The organism is Mesorhizobium sp. M0910 (assembly GCF_040319465.1).
GTDB lineage: Bacteria > Pseudomonadota > Alphaproteobacteria > Rhizobiales > Rhizobiaceae > Mesorhizobium.
This window is the reverse complement of sequence record NZ_JAMYNZ010000004.1, coordinates 209294-233549: the sequence shown is the minus strand read 5'-3', so window position 1 is coordinate 233549 and position 24256 is coordinate 209294. Positions and strand designations below refer to the sequence as shown.

General features: G+C 63.5%; 29 protein-coding genes and 1 tRNA gene. 18 read left to right on the top strand and 12 right to left on the bottom strand.

Annotated elements, in window-relative coordinates; all coding sequences use genetic code 11:
• Positions 1 to 2 precede the first annotated feature (2 nt).
• The 3 genes from NKH78_RS12115 to NKH78_RS12105 are packed head-to-tail and all read left to right on the top strand — an operon-like array spanning position 3 to position 2151.
• Positions 3 to 635: a precorrin-8X methylmutase gene (locus NKH78_RS12115; RefSeq protein WP_352691660.1), complete on the top strand. Its 633-nt coding sequence runs from the start codon at positions 3 to 5 to the stop codon at positions 633 to 635.
• Entirely contained in the window at positions 632 to 1390 is a 759-nt protein-coding gene (locus NKH78_RS12110; RefSeq protein ID WP_352691658.1) for a precorrin-2 C(20)-methyltransferase, read from the top strand. The genes NKH78_RS12115 and NKH78_RS12110 overlap by 4 nt, the downstream gene beginning before the upstream one ends.
• Positions 1387 to 2151, top strand: a complete 765-nt coding sequence (locus NKH78_RS12105) for a precorrin-3B C(17)-methyltransferase (protein ID WP_352691656.1) — start codon at positions 1387 to 1389, stop codon at positions 2149 to 2151. The genes NKH78_RS12110 and NKH78_RS12105 overlap by 4 nt, the downstream gene beginning before the upstream one ends.
• On the opposite strand, the gene NKH78_RS12100 is transcribed toward NKH78_RS12105, so the two are convergent.
• On the bottom strand, positions 2115 to 2897 hold the full coding sequence (locus tag NKH78_RS12100) for a cobalt-precorrin-6A reductase (protein WP_352703623.1): 783 nt from the start codon (positions 2895 to 2897) through the stop codon (positions 2115 to 2117). The genes NKH78_RS12105 and NKH78_RS12100 overlap by 37 nt on opposite strands.
• Before the next feature lies 1 nt (position 2898).
• On the opposite strand from NKH78_RS12100, the gene cbiE reads away from it, so the two are divergent.
• From cbiE to cobT, 7 genes are read left to right on the top strand one after another with little or no spacing between them, the layout of a single operon-like run.
• Entirely contained in the window at positions 2899 to 4140 is a 1242-nt protein-coding gene (gene cbiE, locus NKH78_RS12095; protein WP_352882968.1) for a precorrin-6y C5,15-methyltransferase (decarboxylating) subunit CbiE, read from the top strand.
• On the top strand, positions 4137 to 4517 hold the full coding sequence (locus tag NKH78_RS12090) for a cobalamin biosynthesis protein (protein WP_352505688.1): 381 nt from the start codon (positions 4137 to 4139) through the stop codon (positions 4515 to 4517). The genes cbiE and NKH78_RS12090 overlap by 4 nt, the downstream gene beginning before the upstream one ends.
• Positions 4514 to 5278, top strand: coding sequence for a precorrin-4 C(11)-methyltransferase (gene cobM, locus NKH78_RS12085; RefSeq protein WP_352751370.1), 765 nt, complete (start codon positions 4514 to 4516; stop codon positions 5276 to 5278). Before NKH78_RS12090 ends, cobM begins: the two co-directional genes overlap by 4 nt.
• Positions 5275 to 6081: a uroporphyrinogen-III C-methyltransferase gene (gene cobA, locus NKH78_RS12080; protein WP_352477538.1), complete on the top strand. Its 807-nt coding sequence runs from the start codon at positions 5275 to 5277 to the stop codon at positions 6079 to 6081. The genes cobM and cobA overlap by 4 nt, the downstream gene beginning before the upstream one ends.
• Complete coding sequence (locus NKH78_RS12075) at positions 6078 to 7391, top strand: cobyrinic acid a,c-diamide synthase CobB (RefSeq protein ID WP_352751371.1); 1314 nt, start codon at positions 6078 to 6080, stop codon at positions 7389 to 7391. Before cobA ends, NKH78_RS12075 begins: the two co-directional genes overlap by 4 nt.
• Positions 7388 to 8149, top strand: a complete 762-nt coding sequence (gene cobS, locus NKH78_RS12070; protein WP_352751373.1) for an adenosylcobinamide-GDP ribazoletransferase — start codon at positions 7388 to 7390, stop codon at positions 8147 to 8149. The genes NKH78_RS12075 and cobS overlap by 4 nt, the downstream gene beginning before the upstream one ends.
• Before the next feature lie 24 nt (positions 8150 to 8173).
• Positions 8174 to 9184 carry a nicotinate-nucleotide--dimethylbenzimidazole phosphoribosyltransferase gene (gene cobT, locus NKH78_RS12065; protein ID WP_352821521.1) on the top strand — a complete coding sequence of 337 codons (1011 nt, stop codon included), beginning with the start codon at positions 8174 to 8176 and terminating at the stop codon, positions 9182 to 9184.
• A gap of 183 nt (positions 9185 to 9367) precedes the next feature.
• Here cobT and NKH78_RS12060 read toward each other — a convergent pair whose 3' ends face one another.
• The 3 genes from NKH78_RS12060 to NKH78_RS12050 form a co-directional block, all read right to left on the bottom strand.
• Positions 9368 to 10336 carry an endonuclease domain-containing protein gene (locus tag NKH78_RS12060; protein ID WP_352882965.1) on the bottom strand — a complete coding sequence of 323 codons (969 nt, stop codon included), beginning with the start codon at positions 10334 to 10336 and terminating at the stop codon, positions 9368 to 9370.
• A gap of 192 nt (positions 10337 to 10528) precedes the next feature.
• Positions 10529 to 10604 (bottom strand) — tRNA-Lys (locus tag NKH78_RS12055).
• Between the two features lie 105 nt (positions 10605 to 10709).
• Complete coding sequence (locus NKH78_RS12050; RefSeq protein ID WP_352821524.1) at positions 10710 to 11615, bottom strand: PhzF family phenazine biosynthesis protein; 906 nt, start codon at positions 11613 to 11615, stop codon at positions 10710 to 10712.
• Between the two features lie 111 nt (positions 11616 to 11726).
• Here NKH78_RS12050 and NKH78_RS12045 point away from each other — a divergent pair, with 111 nt between their 5' ends.
• The 4 genes from NKH78_RS12045 (at position 11727) to NKH78_RS12030 (ending at position 15309) form a co-directional block, all read left to right on the top strand.
• Entirely contained in the window at positions 11727 to 13019 is a 1293-nt protein-coding gene (locus NKH78_RS12045; RefSeq protein ID WP_352882962.1) for an efflux RND transporter periplasmic adaptor subunit, read from the top strand.
• 2 nt (positions 13020 to 13021) lie between these two features.
• Positions 13022 to 13732, top strand: a complete 711-nt coding sequence (locus NKH78_RS12040; protein ID WP_352691648.1) for an ABC transporter ATP-binding protein — start codon at positions 13022 to 13024, stop codon at positions 13730 to 13732.
• A 2-nt stretch (positions 13733 to 13734) separates the two neighbouring features.
• A complete protein-coding gene (locus NKH78_RS12035; RefSeq protein WP_352691646.1) occupies positions 13735 to 14952 on the top strand; it encodes an ABC transporter permease in 1218 nt (405 codons plus the stop codon).
• 114 nt (positions 14953 to 15066) lie between these two features.
• The gene (locus NKH78_RS12030; protein ID WP_352477528.1) at positions 15067 to 15309 is read left to right on the top strand and encodes a hypothetical protein; all 243 of its coding nucleotides are present in this window, start codon (positions 15067 to 15069) and stop codon (positions 15307 to 15309) included.
• Here NKH78_RS12030 and NKH78_RS12025 read toward each other — a convergent pair.
• Both NKH78_RS12025 and NKH78_RS12020 read right to left on the bottom strand, forming a co-directional pair.
• Positions 15306 to 16028 (bottom strand): hypothetical protein, encoded by a 723-nt coding sequence (locus NKH78_RS12025; RefSeq protein ID WP_352691645.1) that lies wholly within the window; start codon positions 16026 to 16028, stop codon positions 15306 to 15308. The two genes, NKH78_RS12030 and NKH78_RS12025, sit on opposite strands and share 4 nt — an antisense overlap.
• Before the next feature lie 7 nt (positions 16029 to 16035).
• Positions 16036 to 17148 (bottom strand): endonuclease/exonuclease/phosphatase family protein, encoded by a 1113-nt coding sequence (locus NKH78_RS12020; protein ID WP_352882959.1) that lies wholly within the window; start codon positions 17146 to 17148, stop codon positions 16036 to 16038.
• Between NKH78_RS12020 and NKH78_RS12015 the strand changes: the two genes are divergently transcribed.
• The 3 genes from NKH78_RS12015 (at position 17147) to NKH78_RS12005 (ending at position 18380) form a co-directional block, all read left to right on the top strand.
• Positions 17147 to 17284, top strand: a complete 138-nt coding sequence (locus tag NKH78_RS12015; protein WP_254820699.1) for a hypothetical protein — start codon at positions 17147 to 17149, stop codon at positions 17282 to 17284. The two genes, NKH78_RS12020 and NKH78_RS12015, sit on opposite strands and share 2 nt — an antisense overlap.
• Before the next feature lie 51 nt (positions 17285 to 17335).
• On the top strand, positions 17336 to 17920 hold the full coding sequence (locus tag NKH78_RS12010; protein ID WP_352882957.1) for a BA14K family protein: 585 nt from the start codon (positions 17336 to 17338) through the stop codon (positions 17918 to 17920).
• A gap of 175 nt (positions 17921 to 18095) precedes the next feature.
• The gene (locus NKH78_RS12005; protein WP_352883065.1) at positions 18096 to 18380 is read left to right on the top strand and encodes a PilZ domain-containing protein; all 285 of its coding nucleotides are present in this window, start codon (positions 18096 to 18098) and stop codon (positions 18378 to 18380) included.
• Between the two features lie 12 nt (positions 18381 to 18392).
• On the opposite strand, the gene NKH78_RS12000 is transcribed toward NKH78_RS12005, so the two are convergent.
• The 5 genes from NKH78_RS12000 to NKH78_RS11980 form a co-directional block, all read right to left on the bottom strand.
• Positions 18393 to 18890, bottom strand: coding sequence for a hypothetical protein (locus NKH78_RS12000; RefSeq protein ID WP_352882955.1), 498 nt, complete (start codon positions 18888 to 18890; stop codon positions 18393 to 18395).
• A 118-nt stretch (positions 18891 to 19008) separates the two neighbouring features.
• Positions 19009 to 19530, bottom strand: a complete 522-nt coding sequence (locus NKH78_RS11995) for a hypothetical protein (RefSeq protein ID WP_352738750.1) — start codon at positions 19528 to 19530, stop codon at positions 19009 to 19011.
• Positions 19531 to 20028: 498 nt separating this feature from the next.
• Entirely contained in the window at positions 20029 to 21006 is a 978-nt protein-coding gene (locus NKH78_RS11990; protein WP_352738753.1) for a DUF3592 domain-containing protein, read from the bottom strand.
• Positions 21007 to 21460: 454 nt separating this feature from the next.
• Complete coding sequence (ilvC, locus tag NKH78_RS11985) at positions 21461 to 22480, bottom strand: ketol-acid reductoisomerase (RefSeq protein WP_023676662.1); 1020 nt, start codon at positions 22478 to 22480, stop codon at positions 21461 to 21463.
• A 23-nt stretch (positions 22481 to 22503) separates the two neighbouring features.
• Positions 22504 to 23157: a TetR/AcrR family transcriptional regulator gene (locus tag NKH78_RS11980; RefSeq protein WP_352739919.1), complete on the bottom strand. Its 654-nt coding sequence runs from the start codon at positions 23155 to 23157 to the stop codon at positions 22504 to 22506.
• Between the two features lie 153 nt (positions 23158 to 23310).
• Here NKH78_RS11980 and NKH78_RS11975 point away from each other — a divergent pair, with 153 nt between their 5' ends.
• A complete protein-coding gene (locus tag NKH78_RS11975; RefSeq protein ID WP_352739921.1) occupies positions 23311 to 23739 on the top strand; it encodes an anthrone oxygenase family protein in 429 nt (142 codons plus the stop codon).
• A 36-nt stretch (positions 23740 to 23775) separates the two neighbouring features.
• Here NKH78_RS11975 and NKH78_RS11970 read toward each other — a convergent pair whose 3' ends face one another.
• Positions 23776 to 24228: a MarR family winged helix-turn-helix transcriptional regulator gene (locus NKH78_RS11970; protein WP_352509627.1), complete on the bottom strand. Its 453-nt coding sequence runs from the start codon at positions 24226 to 24228 to the stop codon at positions 23776 to 23778.
• Between the last annotated feature and the right edge of the window lie 28 nt (positions 24229 to 24256).

The window sequence follows — 24256 nt, the reverse complement described above, 5'->3', positions numbered from 1 at the left end:
ACATGACCGCCTACGACTACATCCATGACGGCACGGCGATCTATGAGCGCTCCTTCGCCATCATCCGCGCCGAGGCCGACCTGTCGCGCTTTTCCGAAGCCGAGGCCGACGTCGCTATCCGCATGATCCATGCATGCGGCCAGGTCGAGGCCGCGCGGCACTTCGTTTTCTCGACCGATTTCGTCGCCGCCGCGCGCACAGCGTTGGGCGCCGGCGCGCCGATCTTCTGCGACGCGCAGATGGTCTCGCACGGCGTCACGCGCGCCCGGCTGCCTGCCGGCAACGAGGTAATCTGCACGCTGCGCGATCCGCGGACCGCCGACATCGCGAAAAAGATCGGCAACACCCGCTCGGCCGCGGCGATCGACCTGTGGGGCGAGCGCATGGCCGGTTCGGTCGTCGCCATCGGCAATGCGCCGACCGCCCTGTTTTATCTGCTGGAAAAGCTGCGCGACGGCGCGCCGAGGCCGGCGGCGATTATCGGCATGCCGGTCGGGTTTGTCGGTGCCGCCGAATCGAAAGATGCGCTGGCCGAAAATTGCTATGGCGTGCCTTACGCCATCGTGCGCGGCCGGCTGGGCGGCAGCGCCATGACCGCCGCCGCCCTCAATGCATTGGCGAGGCCGGGCCTATGAACGTGATCGCAAAAGGTCGACTGGTCGGCGTCGGCACCGGTCCCGGCGACCCCGACCTGCTGACGCTGAAGGCGGTGCGTGCGCTGGCCGAGGCCGATGTCGTTGCGCATTTCGCCAAGCGCGGCAACAACAGCAATGCGCGCGCCATCGTCGGTGCCCATTTTCGCCCCGATTTGATTGAACTGCCGCTGCTCTATCCGGTGACAACCGAAATCGACAAGGATCACAGCGATTACCGCTCGCAGATCACCGATTTCTATGAGCAATCGGCCGAAAAGGTCGCCGAGCACCTCAGCGCCGGCAGGATGGTCGCGGTGCTCTCGGAGGGCGACCCGCTTTTCTACGGCTCCTACATGCATCTTCATGTCCGGCTGGCGCACCGCTTTCCGACCGAAGTCATCCCGGGCGTCACCGCCATGTCCGGCTGCTGGTCGGCGACCGGCCTGCCGATCGTCCAGGGCGACGACGTGCTGACGGTGCTGCCGGGCACGATGAGCGAATTCGAGCTGACGCGTCGCCTCGCCGACACCGACGCTGCGGTGATCATGAAGGTCGGCCGCAACCTGCCCAAGATCAGGCGCGCGCTGGAGGCAACCGACAAACTGGCGCGGGCCGTCTACGTCGAGCGCGGCACCATGCCGGGCGGCGTCTCGATGCGGCTGGCCGATAAAAAGGACGACCAGGCGCCCTATTTCGCCATCGTTCTGGTGGCCGGCTGGTCGGGCCGGCCAAGCGCATTGAGAGCCGAAGCATGAGCGGCCGCCTCACCGTCATCGGCCTCGGGCCCGGCAACGCCGACCAGGTGACGCCGGAAGCCAGCCGCGCCGTTGGCGAGGCAAAATTCTTCTATGGCTACAAGCCTTATCTCGACCGGCTAGATCTGCGCCCCGAGCAGACCCGCGTCGCTTCCGATAATCGCGAGGAACTCGCGCGCGCCAGGGACGCGCTGCTGAAGGCTGCGGAAGGCCACGATGTCGCCGTCGTGTCGGGCGGCGATCCCGGCGTCTTCGCCATGGCGGCGGCCGTCTGCGAGGCGATCGAGGCGGGCCCACCCGAATGGCGCACGGTCGACATCGCTATCGTGCCCGGCATTACCGCCATGCTCGCCGTCGCCGCCCGCATCGGCGCGCCGCTCGGCCATGATTTCTGCGCCATCTCGTTGTCCGACAATCTGAAGCCGTGGGATTTGATCGAGCTGCGCCTACTTGCGGCGGCGGGCGCCGGCTTCGTCATCGCGCTCTACAATCCGATCAGCAAGGCACGCCCCTGGCAGCTTGGCCGCGCGTTCGAATGCCTGACGGCGATCCTGCCCGGCACCACGCCGGTGATCTTTGGCCGTGCCGCCGGCCGTCCCGACGAGCGCATCGAGGTTTTTCTGCTGGCCGACGCCGATGCCGCGAAGGCTGACATGGCCACCTGCATCATCATCGGCTCGCCGGAAACCAGGATCATCAAGCGGCGTGACAAGGCCGCGCTGGTCTACACGCCGCGTTCGGCAGCGGGCCCAAGAACATGACCGACCAGAAAATGATCGACCATAGCGGCAAGCGATTCGATGGTTTCGGCCGACGTAACGTCCGGCAACGCCGGCCTACGGATCATGATCACCTCGACACCGAGCGCCCGCGCCGCCGCGATCTTGCCGTAGGTCGCCTCGCCGCCGCTGTTTTTGGAAACAACGACTTCGATGCCACGGCTTTCGAGCAGCGCGCGCTCATCGACCTCATGAAACGGCCCGCGCGCCAAGAGATAGGCCGCGTCGGGCACAGCGAGCCTGGGCTCGACCGGGTCGACACTGCGAATGAGATAATGATGCCGGGGAGCTGCCTCGAAGGCAGCGACCTCCTGCCGCCCGAGCGCCAGGAACACACGGCGCGGCACCGATCCCAAAGCCGTCACCGCGCTGGCAACGGTGTCGACCAACGTCCAGCGATCACCTTCGACCGCCTCCCATCCGGGACGCCTGAGCGCAACGATAGGCACGCCGGTCATGCGCGCTGCTTCCGCCGCATTGGCGGAGATTTGCGCCGCATAGGGATGCGTGGCGTCAATCAGCAGGTCGATCTTGTTCTGGCGGAGATACGCCGCCAGCCCGCCGGCACCGCCGAAGCCGCCGACCCGCACCGGCACCCCCTGCGCGGCCGGGTTTTCGGTACGACCGGCCAGCGACAGCATGACCGAAATATCCGCGCGCGCGGCAAGCTTGCCGGCCAGTTGCCGTGCTTCGGTGGTTCCGCCGAGGATCAGAATGCGGTGGGTCATTATGCCTGCTGAAGCTCCGCGCGGCGCCAAGCTCACCTCAAAGTGGCTTACGATCGTCGGCATCGGCGAGGACGGTGTAGCGGGTCTCGGCGACGAGGCCAAGCGGTTGATCGCTGAGGCCGAGTTCGTCTTCGGCGGCAAGCGCCACCTCGCCCTTGTCGCATCACTGATCAAAGGTGAAGCGCGCGCCTGGCCGACGCCCTTCGATGCCGAGATGCGCGACGTGCTGGCGCTCTCCGGCAGACGCGTCTGCGTGCTGGCCTCCGGCGATCCCTTCTACCACGGTGTCGGCGTCATCCTCGCCCGCAAGGTCGCGGCAGAGGATATGCGGGTGATCCCCGCGCCCTCGGCCTTTTCGCTGGCCGCCTCACGCCTGGGCTGGGCGCTGCAGGACGTCGAGACCGTCTCGCTGCATGGCCGCTCGCTCGACCTGATCCGGCCGTTGCTGCATGATTGCACCCGCATTCTCGCGCTGACCTCGGACAGCGATGCACCGGAAGCGATTGCCCGTCTCCTGACCGAGCTCGGCTTCGGCGCGTCGCGGCTGACGGTGCTGGAGGCGCTGGGTGGGCCGAACGAAAGGCTGCGCTCGGCGAGCGCCGGCACCTTCGACCTCGCAAAGATCAATCCGCTCAACGTGCTCGCGATCGAAGTTGAATCGACTCCGCAAGCACCCATCCTGCCGCTGACAGCGGGACGTGCCGATCTTTTGTTCGAGCATGACGGCCAGATCACCAAGCGTGAAGTGCGCGCCGTCACCCTGTCCGCTCTCGCGCCAAGGCGCGGCGAACTGCTGTGGGACATCGGCGCCGGATCGGGCTCCATCGGCATCGAATGGATGCTGGCCCATCCTTCCATGCGTGCCATCGCCGTTGAGGCCGATCCGTCCCGCGCCGCCCGCATCCGACGCAACGCCGCGGCCTGCGGCGTTCCCGGTCTCGCCGTCGTTGAAGATTCGGCACCGCAAGCTCTTGCCGGGCTGGAAACGCCGGCAGCGATCTTCATCGGCGGCGGCGGCAGCGATGCCGGCGTGCTGGAAACAGCCATCGATGCCTTACCTGCCGGCGGCCGCCTAGTCGCCAACGCAGTGACCCTGGAGATGGAGGTACTGCTGCTTTCCCGTCACGCTGCGCTCGGAGGCGAGCTTACCCGGATCGCTATATCCCGTGCTTCGCCGGTTGGTTCGATGCAGGCCTGGCGGCCGGCTATGCCGGTCACGCAATGGAGTTGGGCCAAGCCATGATGGTCGCGGGCATCGGCAGCCGCAAAGGTGTCAGCGCACGCGACGTGCTTGCTGCGGTAGAAACCGCGCTGGAGGCGCACGGGCTTGCCCTGCCCGCGCTTTCAGCCCTCGCGACCGCGTCTCTCAAGCAGGATGAAGCGGCAATCTTCGCCGCCGGACGTGAACTCCGCCTCCCGGTGATCGTTGTCGAGCAGGACGAACTCAAAGCTGCATCTACGACCAGCCACTCCGACCTATCACAGGAGCATGCCAGCACGCCGTCTGTTTCCGAAGCCTCGGCGCTTGCCGCCGCCGGCAAAGGCGCAAAGCTGCTCGGACCGCGCACGGTGCTCGGTGCTGTCACCTGCGCCATCGCCATCAGCGGAGATGCGGCATGACCGTTCACTTCATCGGTGCCGGCCCGGGTGCTGCCGATCTCATCACCTTGCGCGGCAGCCGCCTGCTCGGCAGTTGTCCCGTCTGCCTCTATGCCGGATCGATCGTGGCGCCGGAGCTGTTGCAGCACTGCGCGCCCGGAACGAGGTTGATCGACACCGCGCCGATGTCACTCGACGAGATCGAGGCCGAATATGTGGCCGCCCACGCGGCCGGCCATGATGTCGCCCGCCTGCATTCCGGTGATTTGTCTGTCTGGAGCGCAGTTGCCGAGCAGATCCGCCGGCTGGAGAAGCATGGTATCCCTTATACGCTGACGCCGGGCGTGCCGTCCTTCGCCGCTGCGGCGGCAGCGCTGCGCCGCGAGCTGACCATTCCAGAAGTCGCGCAAAGCCTGGTGCTGACCCGCATCTCCGGCCGCGCCTCGAAAATGCCGCCCGGCGAAACGCTGGCCGGCTTCGGCCGCACCGGCGCCACGCTGGCCATCCACCTTGCCATCCACGCCATCGACCGCGTCGTCGCCGAGCTGACGCCGCATTACGGCGCCGACTGCCCGGTCGCGGTCGTCTTCCGTGCCTCCTGGCCGGACGAGCGCGTGCTGACCGCCACGCTGGCCACCATCGAGGCGCAATTGGCCGCCGATCCGATGGAGCGCACGGCAATCATCTTCGTCGGCCGCTCGCTGGCGGCGGAAGGCTTTGGCGAAAGTTCACTGTATGACGCGCACTACCAGCGGCGCTTTCGCGGACGGGGCGGGTTGTGAGCGGCAGCAATAGAAACACTACGGTCGAGCAGGCGCTCACCCGGCTGGACTTCAAGCCGCGCCAGCTGGAGCCCGGTCATGTCTGGCTGGCCGGTGCCGGCCCTGGCGATCCCGGCTGCCTGACGCTGGAAGTGCTGGCCGCCCTCGGACAGTGCGACGCGCTGGTTTATGACGCGCTGGTCTCGCCCGCGGTCGTCGCCGTCGCCGAGGGCGCGGAACTGTTCTATGCCGGCAAGCGCGGTGGCAAACCATCGATGAAGCAGGACGACATTACCGCTCTGCTGGTTCGGCTGGCGCGCGCGGGCCGGCGCGTCGTCAGGCTGAAGGGCGGCGACCCCTATATTTTCGGGCGTGGCGGCGAAGAGGCGCTTGCGCTGGCCGGGAAAACCATCCCGTTCCGCATCCTGCCTGGCCTGACGTCCGGCCTCAGCGCGCTGGCCGCCACCGGCATTCCCGGCACCATGCGCGGCATCAACAAGGCGCTGATCCTGGCGACCGGTCACGCCGCCGGCACCGATGACGACCTCGACTGGGCGGCCATCGCCCGTACCGGCCAGCCGGTGGTCATCTATATGGGCATGGCCAATCTGCCACTGATCGCCGCCTCGCTGCTCGAGGGCGGGCTGGCGCCTTCGACGCCCACCGCGGTGATTGTCGCTGCGACGACACCGCAGGAACGGATCGTCGTCGCCACGCTCGCCACCATTGCGGAAGAGGCAGCAGCCGCCGGTCTGACCTCGCCGGCGCTGATCGTCGTCGGCGGTATTGTCGCTATGCGTGCGGCACTGGCGGGCGAGCCATGACCCGCGCCATCATCATCGGCGCGCCGCGCTCGGGCTCGGGCAAGACCAGCGTCACCATCGGCATTCTGCGCGCGCTCGCCCGGCGCGGCCTGAAGGTGCGCGGCGCCAAGTCCGGCCCGGACTATATCGATCCCGGCTTCCACACCGCCGCCACAGGCTTGTCCGGCATCAACCTCGACAGCTGGGCAATGCCGCCCGCCCTGCTTAACGCACTGGCCGGCGAAGCGACCGAAGATGCCGATTTTATCTTCCTCGAAAGCGCCATGGGCCTGTTCGATGGAATTCCGGCTGCTCCGGGCCGCACCGGCTCGGCCGCCGACCTTGCCCGACTTTATGGCCTGCCGGTGCTGCTGGTGCTCGACGTTTCCGGCCAGTCGACCACGGCGGCGGCCGTTGCCAAGGGCTTTGCTACTTATGACCCCGATGTGCGCATGGCCGGTGTCGTGCTCAACCGATTGGGCAGTGAACGCCACCGCCGACTGTGCGGCGATGCCATCGAAGCGCTCGGCTTGCCTGTCGTCGGCGCTATCCTGCGCGATCCCTCGCTCAACCTGCCCGAACGTCATCTCGGCCTCGTTCAGGCCGGCGAATATGAGAATCTGATGGCGCATCTCGACCGGCTGGCCGATATGGTCGAGCACTCGCTCGACCTCGACGCCATCATGGCTCTGGCGGCGCCATTCACGCCCGCGCCGGGCAATTTCGGCGACGCGCTGCCGCCCCCCGGCCAGCGCATTGCACTCGCCGAGGACGCCGCCTTTACCTTCCTCTATCCGCACGTTGCCGCGCATTGGCGCAAGGCCGGCGCCGAGATCGTCCCATTCTCGCCGCTCGCCGATGAAGCGCCCGGCGACAATTGCGATGTCTGCTGGCTGCCCGGCGGCTATCCCGAGCTCCACGCCGGCCGCCTCGCCGCCGCTGCGAATTTCAGGGCGGGCATGGCGAGGTTCGCCGCCACGCGGCCGGTGCATGGCGAGTGCGGCGGCTTCATGGTGCTCGGCGCGGCGCTCGAGGATGCATCGGGCGAGACGCATCGGATGCTTGGCCTGCTCGGCCATTCGACCAGCTTCGCCAAGCGCAAGATGAATCTCGGCTACCGCGAGGCGCGGCTGCGGTCCGGCTGTCCGCTCGGCAGCCAAGGCACGCTGATCCGCGGCCATGAATTCCACTACGCGCAGATGGTTGCGACCGGCAATGACGGGCCGCTGGCCGATCTCGCCGACGGGCAAGGCAACCCGCTCGGCGCCTCCGGCTACCGGCGCGGCAATGTCAGCGGCACGTTCTTCCATGCCATTGCGAGGGCCGGATGAAGGCCTCGCAACAGCAAATTCTCGATGATATCGCGCTTTGCCTCGTCTTCTTTACCCGGCTGCCGCTGCCGCGAGCCGACTTCCGTGGCCGCAGCCTTGCCGCTGCGATCTGGGCTGCACCGGTCGCCGGTCTCGCCGTCGCTATGGCCGGTGCGCTGGCCTACGCCGTCGGCACGAGACTGGGCCTAGCCGGAGGTCCTGCTGCAGCGTTCGCCCTTGCCGCGATCTTGCTTGTCACCGGCTGCCTGCATGAGGACGCGCTGTCGGATGTTGCTGATGGTTTTGGCGGCGGCAAGACCCGCGACAGGAAATTGGAGATCATGCGTGACAGCCGCATCGGTGCCTACGGCGCCTGCGCGCTCGGCATCTCGCTGCTGATCCGCTGGAGCGCGCTCTCAGAACTCGCCGGCCCGGCTCATGTCTTCTGGGCCCTCATTGCCGCGCATGCCGCCTCGCGCGGCCTGCTCGGCGCCTTCATGCACCTGCTGCAGCCGGCCCGCAGCGACGGCCTTTCGGCCGAAGCGGGCACCGTCGCGGCTAAAACAGCTGGCATCGGTGCCGTACTCGGTGCGGTCGCACTGCTGACGCTTGGGTTCGGCGCTGCCGTTTTCGCGATCATCCTGCTCGGTCTGTTATTCGCCGCCTTCCGCGCGCTTTGCCTCAATCAGATCGGCGGCCAGACCGGCGACACCGTCGGCGCCCTTCAGCAGCTGGGCGAGATCGCAATCCTGCTCGTCGCTTCCATTTCCCTTTCCTGACTCTGTTTCGGAGATTTTGCCCCCATGCCTTTCAAATCGCTCGATGAACTGCGCGCCGCCTGCCTCGGCCTGCCCATTGGCAGCGACGCCGCGGCCAATACCGTCGCCCGCCGCCAGGACACGCTGACCAAGCCGCAAGGCAGCCTTGGCCGGCTGGAGACAATAGTCGCCTGGCTGGCGCGCTGGCAGGGCCGCGACATGCCAAAGCTCGACCGTGTCAAGGTCTTCGTCTTCGCCGGCAATCACGGCGTCACCGCGCAAGGCGTGTCGGCCTTCCCGTCGGAGGTCACCGTGCAGATGGTGGCGAATTTCGCCGGCGGCGGCGCCGCCATCAACCAGCTTGCCCGCATCGCCGGCGCGGAGCTAGACGTCATCCCGCTTGATCTGGATCATCCGACCGGCGATATCACGCAAGAGGTGTCGATGGACGACGAGGCCTTCCTCGCCGCTGTCTCGGCCGGCTACGACGCGGTCAGCAAGGACCTCGACCTCGTCTGCTTCGGCGAAATGGGCATCGGCAACACCACGCCGGCGGCGGCCATCTCAACCGCGCTGTTCGGCGGCGGCGCCGAACGATGGACTGGGCGCGGCACCGGCGTCGACGATGCCGGCCTCGTGCGCAAGATCGTCGCCATCGAGGCCGGCCTGAAGCGCCACGCCCCGGCGCTGGCCGATCCGCTGAAGGTAGCGGCAGCCCTCGGCGGCCGCGAGCTCGCGGCGATCCTTGGTGCGACGCTGGCTGCGCGTCATCTCGGCGTGCCGGTATTGCTCGACGGCTTCGTCTGCACCGCCGCAGCGGCACCCTTGGCAGCGCTGCACCCTGCTGGCCTCGCCCACACGCTGGCAGCCCATGTCTCGGCCGAATCCGGCCACCGTCGTCTATTGGAGGCGCTCGGCCTGCCGCCCTTGCTCGACCTCGGTATGAGGCTCGGCGAAGGCTCCGGCGCCTGCCTCGCAGTCAACATCGTCCGCTCGGCACTCGAATGCCATGCCAGGATGGCAAGTTTTGCGGAGGCTGGTGTTTCGGAGAAGTGATCCAGTTCAACATCGGCCTATGAGCTTGATCCGCAAGAGGTTGCGGCTGGCATTCTGGGACCGCAGCATGGATCCTGGTTCGCAGATCACAGTGACCCGCTAGATTGCCATGAAGGTCAAGTTCAAGCCCGGCCTTGACAAGCCCGCCCATAACACAACTGTGGCCGGCCGGGCCTGCACATTCTACGGCGCTCTATTGGACTTACTCACACGCTCGATGCCGACCAACGTGCATATTTCGTCAAGGCAGTGGTCCAAGTTCTGATGAATTTCCGTCCCTGTAAATCGTAAGACGGTCCATCCTTGGCCATACAACCAGCGGTCTCGTTTTGCATCGTGGGTACGCTGGTACTTGGTCTTATGATATTCATGTCCATCGAGTTCGATGGCTATGCGCTTGTCGGGGATCGCAAAATCCAAGCGATATTTCCCGACAGGATGCTGTGGATATATATGCAGGTCTAGAAAGGCGAGCTCGTAGAACATCCGCTCAAGGGGAGAATCGAAGATATTCGGAGAAAAGGCATGGCGAACGGACGGGTCGCGCGTCAGCATCTTCGAAATAATTTCTTCGCCCTCAAAGACCGGAAGGATCAATTCTCCTTCTGCAGAAGCCCTCCCCTCTGAGATATCCACCGCAGGTGTGATATGGCCGGGCGCCTTGGTGTACCACATATCTACGATCCGGCATCCGACGCATGGGCAGTGCGGTGTTGCCCGGCAACCCCGTGATATGACACGCCCGTCCACGGTCGGCGAAACATAAGAATGGGTAAAAGTGCCGTCCTCCTCACGTTTGATGATGACAACGGCATCTGGAAATCTGAAAATCTTGTCAAGCTTCTCTTTGTTAATCGTACCCTTGTAAGCCTTGTACTTGTGCCTAAGGCCGAAAAGAAAGGTTTCTCCTTCCTCTGTGAATGAATAAGCCATCAGATTTTCATCCAGAGCCTTCGATCCATCAAGCTCAAGGACCGAGAATTCGGCTTCGCCAATCAGCACTTTCGACGAGAACATCATGCAGCCGATGCAGCCGCAATTCGAGCCGGAACAGCTCTTGGTAAGGACAAAATCACCGAAAATTTCAGAAATTATCACGAAGATTCTTCGCGTCTCTTCCATATAAACGATGGCATAGTGATCAGGTACCAAGCGTTCTCTTCTCAATGACTAGAAGACAGCAAGCTCGGAAATTGCCATCTGTCTTTCCGTACGTCTAGCCAAGAGAAAAATTTACTGCTGCTTCGCAGCTGAGCATCAAACCGGCGCCTTATCGCCACAGGCCCGAGACGCGTCAACGCGTCTCGCATTCCAGGGTCTTTTCCACCAAATTTTTGAAATCTTTGGTGGGTGCGCACAGGATTGAACTGTGGACCCGCTGATTAAGAGTCAGCTGCTCTACCAACTGAGCTACGCACCCACTCGGCCGGTAAAACCGGCGTTGGCGGGCATATAGCCGCCGCCATCCGCCATGTCCAGCCCCGTGGGATTCATTTCCCGACAAATCGCCGAAGTGCCGAGGTCGTCAAACAAAAAGCCTGCCTTCAGCCACCTTCACCGCATGGCCGCCGATGCGGGAGGCCGCCAGTTCGCCGCCTTCGACATTCAATTCGAGGCGGATGCGCGACGGCCGGCCCATCTCCAGCCCCTGCTCGATCCAGAGTTGTGAAACGCCGTCCGTCGGGCCGTCGAAATGCATGATCGCGCCGGCGAACGCGGCCGCCGCTGAGCCGGTCGCCGGGTCTTCGTAGGACGGATTACCGGGCACCATCATGCGGACATGGAAGGCACTGTCATGGTGCACCGTCTCGCGGCAATACACATAGGGGCTGGCGAAGGCCCATTCGCTCTTGCGTGGTGCCAACTCCGACCACGCCTGGTTGTCCAGCCTGATCCGGGCGGCCGCCTCCAGATTGGCGACGGGGATGGTCACGTAGGGCACTCCAGCCGACCAGAACGAAACGCGGTGGTTCTCGAAGCCGATCTCGTGCGGCCCAAGGCCAAGGGCCGCGCCGATCGCCTCGGGAGCGGCCGACAATTCCAGCTGCGCCGGCAGTTTCGCCAGGTCGAACTCGGCAAAGGTCGAACCATCGTGCTTGCTGACAGCGCAGCGCACCGGGCCGATATTCTCCTCGAGCACGAAGATGCCGGCGGCCTCTCCCGCCATTTCGGCGAGCGCTATCGCCGAGCCGACGGTCGGGTGGCCGGCGAACGGCATTTCATAGTCGGGTGTGAAGATACGGATGCGGGCCCGATGCTTGGGATTATCAGGCGGCAGCACGAAGACGGTTTCGGACAGGTTGAACTCGCGCGCCACCGCCTGCATCGCAGCAAGGTCCAGCCCGTTACAGTCGAGCACCACGGCCAGCGGATTGCCCGCCAGCCGGTTGGTGGTGAATACGTCGTAAAGTAAGTAATTCCGCGGCTGCATCTCAGTAAGTCCTCTGCCTCATTCCCAACATGGGCGAAATTTAATTTGAATTTCGAACCATAAGGCCTGATTTGTGCACTGATGGGAAATCACTGAACATAGGGGGCCGGCGTGGACCAGATTGTCAATCTGCCAAAGACGGAATCCGCTTCCGCCATCGAGACGGCGCTCGGGCTCGACCACCAGGGCCTGAAGACAAAACGCCGTCGCGGTTGGTTTTACGCGCTGCTTGCGCTACTCGCAGTGGCCGCGGGTGTCGTCGGCTACCCCTGGTATGCGGGCTCGCCCGCCAAGATCGAGTATACCACGACACTGGCCGCCATGACCGACCTTACCGTCGCGGTTTCGGCTACCGGCACGCTGCAGCCCCTCACCCAGGTCGATATTTCCAGCGAACTCTCCGGCGTCGTCCGCTCGGTTTCGGTCAACGAGAACCAGCTGGTGAAGAAGGGCGATGTGCTGGCTGCGCTCGACACCGCAAAGTTGGAGGTGCAGATCGAGCGCGCCCAGGCCTCCGCCAAGGCAGCGACGGCGAGCGTCGAGGACGCCACTGTGACCCTGGCCGAAAACGAAAAGGCGCTGGTGCGCGCGGCACAACTCACCAAGCGCGGCATGGCGACGGACCAGTCGCTCGAAGCGGCAACCGCCACGCGCGACCGCTCGAAGGCGGCGCTCGATATTGCCAAAGCCAACCTCGCCATGGCCAGTGCCGATCTCAAGGCGCAGCAGACGGATCTTGCCAAGAGCACCATCTACGCTCCGATCGACGGCATCATACTGACGCGCTCGGTCGATCCCGGCCAGACGGTCGCCTCTTCGCTGCAGGCGCCGGTCCTGTTCGTCATCGCCGCCGATCTGAAGAACATGGAGTTGAAGGCGGCGGTCGACGAGGCCGATATCGGCGCCGTCAAACCCGGCCAGCATGCGCGCTTCACCGTCGATGCCTTCCCGGAACGGCCATTCGACGCCGAGATCCGGGACATTTCCTATGCCTCGGTCACCACCGACGGCGTCGTCACTTACGATGCAAGGCTGGATGTCGACAATAGCGAGCTTCTGTTACGGCCCGGCATGACTGCCACCGTCTCGGTCGTCACCAAGCAGGCCAAGAACGTGCTCACCGTGCCATCGATCGCCTTCCGCTACCGGCCGGCGCAGACGGCGGAGCGCGGCTGGAGCCTCACCGACGTGTTCACCGGCCGCATGGGACGCCCCGGCGGCAACCGCCAGCGCCAGGCAGCGACGAAGCCAAGCGACGGCTCGCGCACGCTTTACGTGCTGGAGAATGGCCGGCCGCATCCGGTCAACGTCAGGGTCGGCTCGACAGATGGCGAACTGACCGAGATCGTTTCCGGCCTGGAGGAAGGCGCACAAGTCATTACCGCCTCGCAGCAGCGGAGCTGATCGTGGCATCGGTCGCGACCACGCTCATAGGCTTCGACAAGGTGTGGAAAAGCTATGGCCAGGGCGAAGCCCGGGTGCATGCGCTGGCCGGCGTCGACCTCGCCATCAGACGCGGCGAATTCGTCGCCATCATGGGCCCGTCCGGTTCCGGCAAATCGACGGCCATGAACATCATTGGCTGCCTCGACACGCCGACCGCTGGGACTTACAGCTTCGAAGGCATCGATGCCGGCCGTCTCGACCGCAACCGCCGCGCTCAGCTGCGCAATCTCTATGTGGGCTTCGTCTTCCAGGGCTATAATCTCTTGCCGCGCACTACGGCGGCGGAGAATGTCGAACTGCCGCTGATCTACCGCGGCGTTGGCGCCCGCGAGCGTCGCGGCCTTGCCATGCAGGCACTTGCCGAGGTTGGCCTTGTTGGCCGCGAGCATCATACGCCAGCCGAGCTGTCCGGCGGCCAGCAGCAGCGCGTGGCGATCGCCCGCGCCATCGTCACCAAGCCGACGCTGCTCGTTGCCGACGAGCCGACCGGCAATCTCGACACCGCCCGCACGCACGAGACCATGGAGCTCCTGACGCAGCTGAACAGCGAGCTCGGCCTGACCATCGCCATGGTCACGCACGAAGCCGATGTTGCCGGCTATGCCCAGCGCACGATCCGTTTCCTCGATGGCCATGTTGCCTCGGATACCGCCAATCTCGAGATGGCCTAGCCATGATCTGGGAAACCGTCCGCCTCTCGCTCCGCTCCATCCGCCGCAACGTGCTGCGCTCGTTCTTGACGCTGCTCGGCATCGTCATCGGCGTTGCCGCCGTCATCGCCATGCTGACCATCGGCTCGGGCACCACCGAGAAGGTCAAGTCCGATATTTCCAAGCTCGGCAGCAATCTGCTTGTCATCCGTTCCGGCCGTCCGGCGGGGCCTGGCGGCCCTGGAGGGCTCGACCAGGTGGTCCGGCCTCTTGCCTACAAGGATCTCGCAGCGCTTGTCGCGCATCTGGACGGCGCGCGCGCTATCGCGCCGGCGTCGCAAAAGCAGGTGCGCGTCATTTTCGGCACCGAAAGCCTGACCTCGGGCGTCACCGGCACCGACAGCGCCTATCTCGATGCCCGCGACTGGAAGCTGGTTTCGGGCCGCCCGTTCAGCGATTCGGAAACCCGCTCGGGGACCGGCGTCTGCCTCATCGGAGAGACGGTGCGCCAGCAGTTCTTCGGCGCCGGTGACCCCGAAGGCGAGATCATCCGCGTTAACCGCACCTCCTGCAAGATCATCGGCTTGCTCGAACCGAAGGGCTATACCGGCTTCGGCCAGGACCAGGACAATGTCGTGCTGATGCCGCTCGCCGCCTATCAGCGTCGCATTGCCGGCAATCGCGACATCGAATCGATCTATGTCGCCGCCGACGACCGTACGCCAACCACGGTGCTGCAGCAGCGCGTCGAGGACATCTTGCGCGACACACGCCGCATCACGCCCGACCGAGACGATGATTTCTCGATCCGCGACATGACCCAGATCGCCGATGCCATGGCCAGCGCCACCACCACCATGACTGGCATGCTCGGCGCCGTCGCCGGCGTCAGCCTGCTCGTCGGCGGCATCGGCATTATGAATATCATGCTGGTGTCGGTAACCGAGCGCACGCGCGAGATCGGCATCAGGCTCGCCATCGGCGCCCACGAAAAGCACATCCTCATCCAGTTCCTGGTCGAGGCGACGGTGCTGTCGCTGCTTGGCGGCATCATCGGCATCCTGATCGGCCTGGCATTGGCCGGCCTCGCCTCGCTGACGCTGACGATCCCGTTTGCGCCAAGCCCGGCGGTCATCCTGCTTGCGGTCGGCTTTTCCGCGCTGATCGGCATGGTGTTCGGCTTCTTCCCGGCGCTGCGCGGCGCACGGCTCAACCCCATCGACGCGCTGAGGCATGAATAGAGCGTTGCGGCAAATGTCGCCTCGCGACGCTGCCAATTTTATAAGCAACCTGCCCTTGTCGCAGCACAATCTGCAATGATAACAATGCTGTTGGGGACTAAGGGGGAACAATGGATGAGCAAGAGAGGGCGACTGGCTCTGGCGATGGTGATCGTCGAAGCCGCATTGGCAGGGCTTTGGTGGAATTTGATCCGTTATGGAATGGATAATCCCGATCGCGTCACAGCTGACTTCCAGCAGGTAATTGGGCAGACGATGGGAACGGCGATGGGGGCACTCCTGGGTCTCGGCGTGCTGCTGTATTTTGTCGCTGCCCGCAGCGACCGCAAGGCTATTGAAGGCAGGTCGCGACGTTAGAGTCGGAATCCTTGCGCGAAGTGCCATTCGATCAGCGGTCTCATATGCGGCATCAATCCGTCCGGCAGGTCGGCTGCATTGCGGATGATCACAGGACCTTCGATTTCAGGCTCTGACTCGGCCGCGACGAAAGCGCGGATCCGCTGTGCCAGGTCGTCGGCGGAGGCCGTCTCGCGGTAGCGGCGAAAGATCACCGTGCCGCTTGCCGTCGACAGGGCGTAGTGGCGCCTGCCGCGTGTCGCGCCTGATAGGTCGAGGCCGGTTTCCTCCCGTACCTCGCGGATCATGTTGAAGTCGACGTCGACAAGGCCGTCGCGGAAATCGGTTGGCTCGAACGAGCCGGCGGCGAAGTAGATGCGCCCGGCATTGACCGTATGCGGCGCCATGCGGATCGCCACCAGCGCATTGTCGCCAGCGACCAGCAAGGCGTGCGCGTAGGCATGTTCGGCGCCAGGCACCTGTCTATTGCTGCGCCAAAGCATGAAGGTCGAATACCGCACCGCATGGCAGCGGCCGACGAGGCGATTGTCGCGGTAGCTGAGTGCGGAAAGCAGCACCACAGTGCCGTCGAAAAGCGCCGGCTTGGATGCGGTCTCACGCCGCCAGTTCGCCGCGATCGCCTCGGCATTATCGCGCTCGAATGGATGCGGGCCAGGATCGAGCCTGACGTCGATGGCATCGACCGGCAGGATGACGTTGCGCGGCAGGTCGAAACTCACGCCTGTCTCACGCCAAGTCGAGGGCAATTGCTACCGGGCAATGGTCGGATGCCTTCGGCCGGTCCCACCCGGCGCGTGGGAAGCGCTCGACCTCCTGGCCTGCCGGAAATATGGTGCGCCAAGGCTGCCCGTTACGGATGATATCGGGAACGGCGGTGGCGTTCTGCCTGGCTAGCGCCCTCGACAAAAGGATGTAGTCGAGCTGGCAGAGATGCCGCTCTTCCGGTCCGCGCGTGTGATAGAAAGTCCAGCGGTCCATTTCCGGCCGCCGCTCGACCGCGTTTTCGCAAAAACCGCCGGCAGTGAGCACGTCGATGCAGGACCGGGCCTCGTCGATCACCTCGAAGCGATAGCCGTCGAAAACATCGCCAGTGATCTTCACGCGCTGCCGGTAGTCGTTCATGTCGCCGCAGATTGCCCAGCACTTGTCGGCGGCATGGTCCTTGCCGAAGCGCTCCTCGATGATCCGGCGCACCGCCTGCGCCTCGGCGATACGCAGCGGCATTGTCGCCTCGCGGCCGTCGAGGCCGTTACGGGGCGAGCCCATCGACTTGAAATGCACGAGATAGAGCGTCAACGGCGCGCCAGCCACGGTCAGATCGATTTCCAGGCAGTCGCGCCGGAAGATGCGTTCATTGGCCTGGTGACCAAGCGCCGCCAATTCCGCCGTGTGCAGCCCGAATTGCTCGAACGTGACATAGGCGTAGCTGGTCATGCGCACGAATTCGATCGGCTGGCCCTGCGCGGTCTCGTTGCGCATCATCACGGCGACGTCGATGCCGCGCGAATCATTGCCGGCGGTGGTGTATTTCTGCCGGTAGCCTTGCCCCACCATCTTGAACAGATAACCATATTCGAAGGCCTTCAGCGCCTCGATATTGTCGACCTCCTGCATGCAGATGATGTCGGCGCGGGTGGCCGCGATCGCCAGCGCCGTCAACTGCCGCGTGTCGTCGGATTGCGCGATGGCCCGCGCCTGCTCGAGCATCTTGTATTCGGCCTCGCTCTGGATGTCGAAAAGCGCCAGCGTGCGATCTTCGTTGAGCTGATTGCGGTATCCGGAATAATCAAACCTGTTCATCAGGTTTTCGACGTTGAAAGTGGCAAGGCGCAGCGACATGGCTTTGACCTTTGCCCGCAAGCGCGCCCGAAAACAAGGGCGCAGAAATCAGGCGGCTCTGCTTGATCGCGCGCTCGCTATGGCTGACGGAACCTTTTTGTTCATCTTCCGTTCAGATGGAAAGTTCCATCAATAGGCCCTTCCCCGGGGTATTCTGGGCGTGGGGCCTGAATCTTCGGAGAGTGCGATGAAACCGCTCTTTTTATCTTCTGTCAGATCCGGGCTGATGGCCCTCGGTCTGATCACCGGCCTCTCGGCCCCCTCGCTTGCCGGGCCAATACCCAAACCTCTGCTGCCGGTGGCGGGCAATGCTGCCGACATCGTGCAAATTCGTGAAGATTGGGCAGGCGGCAATGACAGGCAGATCTGGCGTTGGCGCAATCGCGGCTTTCGGCAATGGCACGGCGGCGACGATTGGAGATGGCGGTCCCACAATTTCCGCGGCCGTCATTTTTCGAGACACTGGGATAATGGCGGCTGGGACGACAGCTGGCGCTGGCGCCACCATCGCCGCCATTACCGCGGCGGCTACTATGATGATGGTGCGGGTGCCGCGATTCTTGGCTTGGGCCTGGGGCTCGGCCTTGGCAGCCTGTACAACAGCTACAACTACTACGACGCGCCGCCACCGCGCCGCTATTATCGCGCAGGGCGGTTTTCCAGTGCACATGTCCAATGGTGTTACAATCGCTACCGGTCGTACCGCGCCTGGGACAATACCTTCCAGCCCTATTACGGGCCGCGCCAGCAATGCTACTCGCCCTATAGGTAAGCAGGCCGACAACAAGCATCGTTCGGCGCCGTGCTTCGCGGCGCCTTTTTCTTCCAGCCAGGAACCGCGAACATCTCCCAGTCCCGACTGCTGATAACGCTATTTTTATCAGGCAGGTCTAATAATCCTCCCGATCAGAACGCCCGAGACGCGAAAAATGGCTGGATTGCGTGCGATGGCCGAGGACGAACAGAGGGACAAATACCGGCAGCGCGTCTTGAAGGGCGCGACGATCCTGACCGGCATGACCAATTCCGAGGTCACATGCACGCTGCGCAACATGCATGCCGGCGGCGCCGAATTGAAGGTCTCGATCGACGCGCGCGTGCCCGACGAGTTCCTGCTCTATGTTCCGACCGACGGCATCGCCTACAAGGCCGTGGTCCGCTGGCGCCGCGAGGACCGCATCGGCGTGATGTTCATCGGCACCGAACCAAAGCCCAGTTGGCACTACGGCTGATATCTACCGGCGCTATCCGGGTGGCAGGACTTGCAGTGTCTGCTCGTCAAACAGCGGCTCATCCTGGCCGACGCGAACGAATAGAAGCTTTCGCAGTTCGGGTGATTGCACCTCGAAATACTGAATGCCGTCCGGGGCTTCGCCCCATTCGCCGCAAGGCGGTTCGCCGACCTCGTCAGGGTTGGCGACGGTCTTCAATTCCTCACGATAGGCGGCATCGGGACTGAAAACATACCGGAGGATGCGCGCGGGCGTCGCCGCGTCGGTGTAAGGCGTGAGCACGCAACGTGTGCTGATGGCTTTCTCGGTCTTCTGCGTAAAAATGCGTCGCAACGCAGCATCGGCGGCCTCGCCCGGCAGCATATCGAAGACTTCGACGACGGGATCGGCCGAACCGCCATCGCTGTATTTGATGGCAAGAGCATTGCCGCCAAGCTCGAAATGAATCCGGCGAAAACCGAAATCGCAGCGCTGTACCCAGGCAGCCAGCCCGACATCCCTGTCCGCCAAGCGTTCCCAGCTGCATTTATCGATAGGTGGACGCGACGGCTTGCTTTGGTCGGCACCAGCCCCCGTGGCCATGGCCACAAGGACCGACAGGGTGCAGATACAGGCCGGCAGACTCTTGTTATTCATCGCTGCAACCCGTCAACGTAAAGGCATCCCAAGCCACGCCGTCGGGATTGGCTTTGGCGAAATCGGGCCATTCGATAAAAATCGCGCCGAAGTCAGGCAACAGCAACCCTGCCGGTGCCGGCGAGGCTTCGCGGGAACTCAGCTGCTCGGCACCGCCTGCATTGAACGCATAGACCTGCCCATCCCACACTCTGCACAGTCCGGTGCCGTCCTCGAGACCCGCCTCGCGATCGTCGTCGGTGCAGGTGTGCCGGATCGTACCCACAGGAAATGAGTACTTGCCATTGGTCCAGGTGATGTCCGACGGCAGACGAAGGTCGGTGTTGGGTACGATCAGCGAAAAGACCTCGGTCGTCAGCGCAGCCGGCTCGTTGTCTGTGGGCCGGAACTGTATCGTCGCTCCCGAGCGCGGCTCGCGATAGGTCGCATGGCTGAGCGAACATTCTGTTGCGTTCGCTGCTTGCGACAGGCTCAGCATGCCCAGAAAAATAGCTGCTGCTTTGCGGATGATCATTTAAGTCCCTGGAGCAGCATCATTGTGAAGTCTAAGCATCGATGCTTTAGCATGGCCGATGTCATGGTCGAAAGAAAGAATCGATGATCCGAAATCTCTTGATGCTCATTTCGATCTCAACATTTTCGTGCGGGAGCGCCTTTGCCACGGAACCCTATGTCGGCACATGGTCCCGGGACAGATCGAACTGCACCGCCGTTGCGGATGTTCAACGCCAGACTGTCTACACATTGTACCGCGATGCGCTGTCGGTCCCTGCTCTCGGCTGTGAACACGCAATGTTTCTCAAGACACCCACGGGTTGGGTGGCGCGGGCCAGCCAATGCTACGGATCCGACCCGTCGGCGGAAGAGCCGTTCTCCCGTGTCATCCATATTGTGGTCGACGGGGCGACGGTGAGATTGACATGGCCTGGCTTCGACAGCGGAGTTCTTGTCAGGTGCTGAAGACAAGTGCCCTTCCTCTGGATCTACAGCGTCGAGGACGGCAGCTTCAGCCTTAGATCACCCCCACAAGCAGCGCGGCTCCACCTATGAAGCCAACTGCGCAGACCCACAGAAGCCAAAGCCCACTCACCCTGCATTCGAGAACCGCGGCAGCCGGATTGGCGGGATCGTAGTGGACTTCGACCTTGTCGCCCTCGAGGTAGCGCCGTGATTGGCCGCTGACGAGGCTCGGCAGCGAAGCCGTCACGTTTGCGCCGAAAGCGATGCGATCGGCGGCGTAGCGCTGGCCGGCGACGCTATAGCTGTAGACGATGCGGGATTTGAAGACTGTTCGCCAGGGCCGATAGCCGCCTCCGGACCTGTCGCGGGTCTCAAATTTCTGCAAGCCCGAAGCATCGATGTGTCCTGCCGTGATGGGCCATTTCGCCGCCTGTTCCGCTAGTGACTTCTGGGCGAAGCCCATGCGCAGGACAAACAATCCCATGAACAGCAGCAGGGCCGCGGCGCCGAGGTTCTGCGGCTTGGGCAAAAACGGCCGGATCGCTTCCAGGGCGCCGCCGACGGAGAAGACCAATACCAGCGCGCCAACCACCAGCCCAGCCGAAAGCTGGACCATGAATTTGAAGGAACCTTCGGGCATGGTGCGTTCGATCACGGCCTTGGCTGGATCGGCCGGATTGTAGAAGACGGTTACGCCAGAGCCGTTTGGAAATTTCGCAAGGGTTTCCGCCACGGCAAAGTTTCCAAGGTTCTCCTGCACGCTGTAGTGCGAACTGCGAAATGTCTTGCCGTTCACCTTGTATTCGAAGGTGATCGCCGGGAAGTTGCGCATTTCGGTCGACCCTCTGCTGTCCGAACCGGATCCCGAACTGGTCACCTCGCGAGCCTCGACCCGCGACGAGACGATCTTTCCCAGCGTCGGAGACCAGCGGCTGACCGCCCTCACCTCCCACCACTTCAGGAACGTGACGAGGGAGAGCATGCCGGCAACCGCGCAGGCAAACCCGACCAACAGAAATTTGAGTTCCAAGTCTCAGCCCCCTTTGGCACTTCTGTGCCATGCCCCGCACAGGCATACCACGGTGATGAGGATAATGCGCCTGTCCACAAGCGTGGGAACCACACAATCTTTATGCGAAAAGGCCGGCGGATCGCTCCGCCGGCCTTTCTTGATCGGCAATGAAATTGCGATAGTTCTTGGCCTTGTCGACCAGCTTGTTTTTGGAAATCCCCCGCGCGCCCGCAGCGCGAAGCCTGAGGACGCGCAACGAAACGAATGTGGATTCCTTCAGTTCTTGGCCTTGTCGACCAGCTTGTTTTGGAAATCCCCCGCGCGCCCGCAGCGCGAAGCCTGAGGACGCGCAACGAAACGAATGTGGATTTCCTTCAGTTCTTGGCCTTGTCGACCAGCTTGTTTTGGAAATCCCCCGCGCGCCCGCAGCGCGAAGCCTGAGGACGCGCAACGAAACGAATGTGAATTTCCTTCAGTTCTTGGCCTTGTCGACCAGCTTGTTCTTGGAAATCCACGGCATCATCGCGCGCAGCTTGGCGCCGACTTCCTCGATCTGGTGGCTGTCATTGTTGCGGCGGATGCCCTTGAAGCGCGACATGCCGGCGCGGTATTCCTGCATCCATTCCGAGGTGAACTTGCCGGTCTGGATATCCTTCAGAACGCGCTTCATCTCGGCCTTGGTCTCGGCGGTGATGATGCGCGGGCCCGAGACGTATTCGCCCCATTCGGCGGTGTTCGAGATCGAGTAGTTCATGTTGGCGATGCCGCCTTCGTAGATCAGGTCGACGATCAATTTGACCTCGTGCAGGCACTCGAAATAGGCCATTTCCGGCGCGTAGCCGGCTTCCACCAGTGTCTCGAAGCCGGCGCGGATCAATTCGACCAGACCGCCGCACAGCACGACCTGCTCGCCGAACAGGTCGGTCTCGCACTCCTCGCGGAAATTGGTCTCGATAATGCCCGAACGGCCGCCGCCAACGCCGCAGGCGTAGGAGAGCGCCAGATCGAGCGCATTGCCCGAAGCATCCTGGTTGACCGCGACCAGGCACGGCACGCCGCCGCCCTTCTGGTATTCGCCGCGCACCGTATGGCCGGGCCCCTTCGGCGCGATCATCACGACGTCGACCGAGGCTTTAGGCTCGATCAGGCCAAAATGAACGTTGAGGCCGTGGGCAAAGGCGATCGCTGCGCCATCGCGGATGTTCGGCGCGATCTCGGATTTGTAGATGTCGGCCTGCAGCTCGTCGGGCGTGGCCATCATCATCAGGTCGGCCCACTTGGCGGCATCGGCCACGCTCATCACCTTGAGCCCGTCGGCCTCGACCTTCTTGGCGGTCGCCGAGCCGGCCTTGAGGCCGATGGCGATGTCCTTGACGCCGGAATCCTTGAGGTTGAGCGCATGCGCCCTGCCCTGGCTGCCATAGCCGATGATGGCGACCTTCTTGCCCTTGATCAGGTTGAGATCGGCATCGCGATCGTAATAGACACGCATTTTTCTTCCTTCCCGTTTTGAATTCAGAGGCCTTGCGGCCCGGTTTTTGCCCTGTAAAGAGCGAGAAACTGCTGCGTCGCCCGGACGGCATCGCCGCCGATCGCCGCATCAGTCAATTCCAGCCGGTCGCCAAGCAGCAGGCGGATCTGCACGTCACGGGCGACCAGCCCGAAAAAGGTGCGGAACGCCGTCTCAGCATCGGAAAACTCGAGGAAACCAGCTTCCTTGCCTGCCTCGAGCACCGGCTTAAGGCGCCTGGCCAGTGCGAAGCGGCCGTTCTCCAGCACGATGGCGCCGAGATCCTCTTTCCCCGAACTAGCCTGGCCGACCGCCACCCGGTTCAGCGCGATCGAGGTGTCGCTCGAAATTACCTTGAGCCAGTCCGAAGCGAAGCGTTCGAGGCTCCCCGTCAGCGAAGCAAAGTCGAGCCCCTTGCGATCAACCGGCACTACCCGCACCTTGGACGCCTGCCATTGCACCGTTGCCGTCAACAGCCCGTCGCGATCGCCGAACCATTTGTAGAGCGTCTCCTTCGAGCAGCTCGCCCGCCGCGCCACGGCGGTCATGGTCAACTGATCGCCCTCTTCGACCAGCAGGCGAAGGGCAGCGTCGAGCACGGCTTTCTGCCGCTCCGTCAGCGTCTCGCTGGTGTCTATATCGGTCACAGCGTGCAACACGGTCTTTCCTCAGGAAGCGAACTCACCGCAGTTTAGGTACGAACTCGACGGCGTACCGTACGTTACGGTTCGGCTTTATGGCGTATTGCCCGACCCGGCGCAAGCCTTTATTTCTATAGCTTGCTCCATGCGGGGCATCACGGGAGACGGATCATGCTCGCCGGATTGCTTGCCTTGACCGTTACCGCAGTGTTCGCGGGCGCGGCTATCTACGTCAGCGTCGCCGAGCAGCCGGCGCGGCTTCGCCTCGATGACAAGGCATTGCTGCAGGAATGGCAGCCTTCCTACAAGCGCGGCGCGGCCATGCAGGCTTCGATCGCCGTCATCGCCTGTATTCTGGGCCTCGTCGCGTGGTGGCTGACCGGCAGTCTCGCTTACCTGGCCGGCGCCGTGCTGATCATCCTGCCCTGGCCATGGACGCTGCTGGTGATGATGCCGGCAAATAGGTTGCTGGAGGCGATGGACGCGAACACCATCAATCCTGAATCTCGGACATTGATCGTCAAATGGGGCAATCTGCATATGGTCCGCGTCGGGCTTGGCGTTCTGGCGACATTGGCATTCCTCTGGGGCAGTGCCTGACCTCGCCAATCGGCGCATCTTCGCCATGAAGGCGTGTCACTCCAGGGCGGGCGGAACTCGCAGGCGCCCAAGCAGAGCTGACAGCGCATCGAGCTCATCATTGGAAAGCCGGGAGCCGACCAACTCCGCGATCGAGCGGCCGTAGACAGCCCACATGCGGCGACGCGTCTCGCGCCCCTTGTCGGTGACACGAACGGTTTGCCCGCGGCCGTCATCGGCAACGGGAAGCTTCTCGACCAGCCCGTCGGCTTCCAGCCGCGCCAGCAGCCGGGAGATGTTGTACTGCGCAAACAGGGTGCGCTCGGTGAGTTGGAATGGCCGCAATCCACCCTCGCCCGCCTCGGCAAGCTCATGCAGGACGTCGTACCAGGCAAGCGGCGGCAGGCCACTGTCCTTCAGCGCGTCCTCGGCTCTTTCCAACAACTGGCGCGAAACCCGCATCAGGCGGGCCCAGGCTTTGATTGCTGGAGGTGTAGGAATCCCGGTCATGATTGCATCGTAGGGGATAGATGCAATT

Excerpts from the sequence above, each read along its gene's own strand:
- cobS (WP_352751373.1), top strand. The coding sequence starts at position 7,388 with ATGAAGGCCTCGCAACAGCAAATTCTCGATGATATCGCGCTTTGCCTC.
- NKH78_RS12035 (WP_352691646.1), top strand. The coding sequence starts at position 13,735 with ATGATCTGGGAAACCGTCCGCCTCTCGCTCCGCTCCATCCGCCGCAAC.
- NKH78_RS12075 (WP_352751371.1), top strand. The coding sequence starts at position 6,078 with ATGACCCGCGCCATCATCATCGGCGCGCCGCGCTCGGGCTCGGGCAAG.
- NKH78_RS12105 (WP_352691656.1), top strand. The coding sequence starts at position 1,387 with ATGAGCGGCCGCCTCACCGTCATCGGCCTCGGGCCCGGCAACGCCGAC.
- NKH78_RS12090 (WP_352505688.1), top strand. The coding sequence starts at position 4,137 with ATGATGGTCGCGGGCATCGGCAGCCGCAAAGGTGTCAGCGCACGCGAC.
- NKH78_RS11995 (WP_352738750.1), bottom strand. The coding sequence starts at position 19,530 with ATGATCATCCGCAAAGCAGCAGCTATTTTTCTGGGCATGCTGAGCCTG.
- cobT (WP_352821521.1), top strand. The coding sequence starts at position 8,174 with ATGCCTTTCAAATCGCTCGATGAACTGCGCGCCGCCTGCCTCGGCCTG.
- NKH78_RS12100 (WP_352703623.1), bottom strand. The coding sequence starts at position 2,897 with ATGACCCACCGCATTCTGATCCTCGGCGGAACCACCGAAGCACGGCAA.
- ilvC (WP_023676662.1), bottom strand. The coding sequence starts at position 22,480 with ATGCGTGTCTATTACGATCGCGATGCCGATCTCAACCTGATCAAGGGC.
- NKH78_RS12010 (WP_352882957.1), top strand. The coding sequence starts at position 17,336 with ATGAAACCGCTCTTTTTATCTTCTGTCAGATCCGGGCTGATGGCCCTC.
- NKH78_RS12005 (WP_352883065.1), top strand. The coding sequence starts at position 18,096 with ATGGCCGAGGACGAACAGAGGGACAAATACCGGCAGCGCGTCTTGAAG.
- NKH78_RS11970 (WP_352509627.1), bottom strand. The coding sequence starts at position 24,228 with ATGACCGGGATTCCTACACCTCCAGCAATCAAAGCCTGGGCCCGCCTG.
- NKH78_RS12110 (WP_352691658.1), top strand. The coding sequence starts at position 632 with ATGAACGTGATCGCAAAAGGTCGACTGGTCGGCGTCGGCACCGGTCCC.
- cobM (WP_352751370.1), top strand. The coding sequence starts at position 4,514 with ATGACCGTTCACTTCATCGGTGCCGGCCCGGGTGCTGCCGATCTCATC.
- NKH78_RS12030 (WP_352477528.1), top strand. The coding sequence starts at position 15,067 with ATGAGCAAGAGAGGGCGACTGGCTCTGGCGATGGTGATCGTCGAAGCC.
- NKH78_RS12050 (WP_352821524.1), bottom strand. The coding sequence starts at position 11,615 with ATGCAGCCGCGGAATTACTTACTTTACGACGTATTCACCACCAACCGG.
- NKH78_RS12115 (WP_352691660.1), top strand. The coding sequence starts at position 3 with ATGACCGCCTACGACTACATCCATGACGGCACGGCGATCTATGAGCGC.
- NKH78_RS11975 (WP_352739921.1), top strand. The coding sequence starts at position 23,311 with ATGCTCGCCGGATTGCTTGCCTTGACCGTTACCGCAGTGTTCGCGGGC.
- NKH78_RS12015 (WP_254820699.1), top strand. The coding sequence starts at position 17,147 with ATGGCTTTGACCTTTGCCCGCAAGCGCGCCCGAAAACAAGGGCGCAGA.
- cbiE (WP_352882968.1), top strand. The coding sequence starts at position 2,899 with ATGCCTGCTGAAGCTCCGCGCGGCGCCAAGCTCACCTCAAAGTGGCTT.
- NKH78_RS12020 (WP_352882959.1), bottom strand. The coding sequence starts at position 17,148 with ATGTCGCTGCGCCTTGCCACTTTCAACGTCGAAAACCTGATGAACAGG.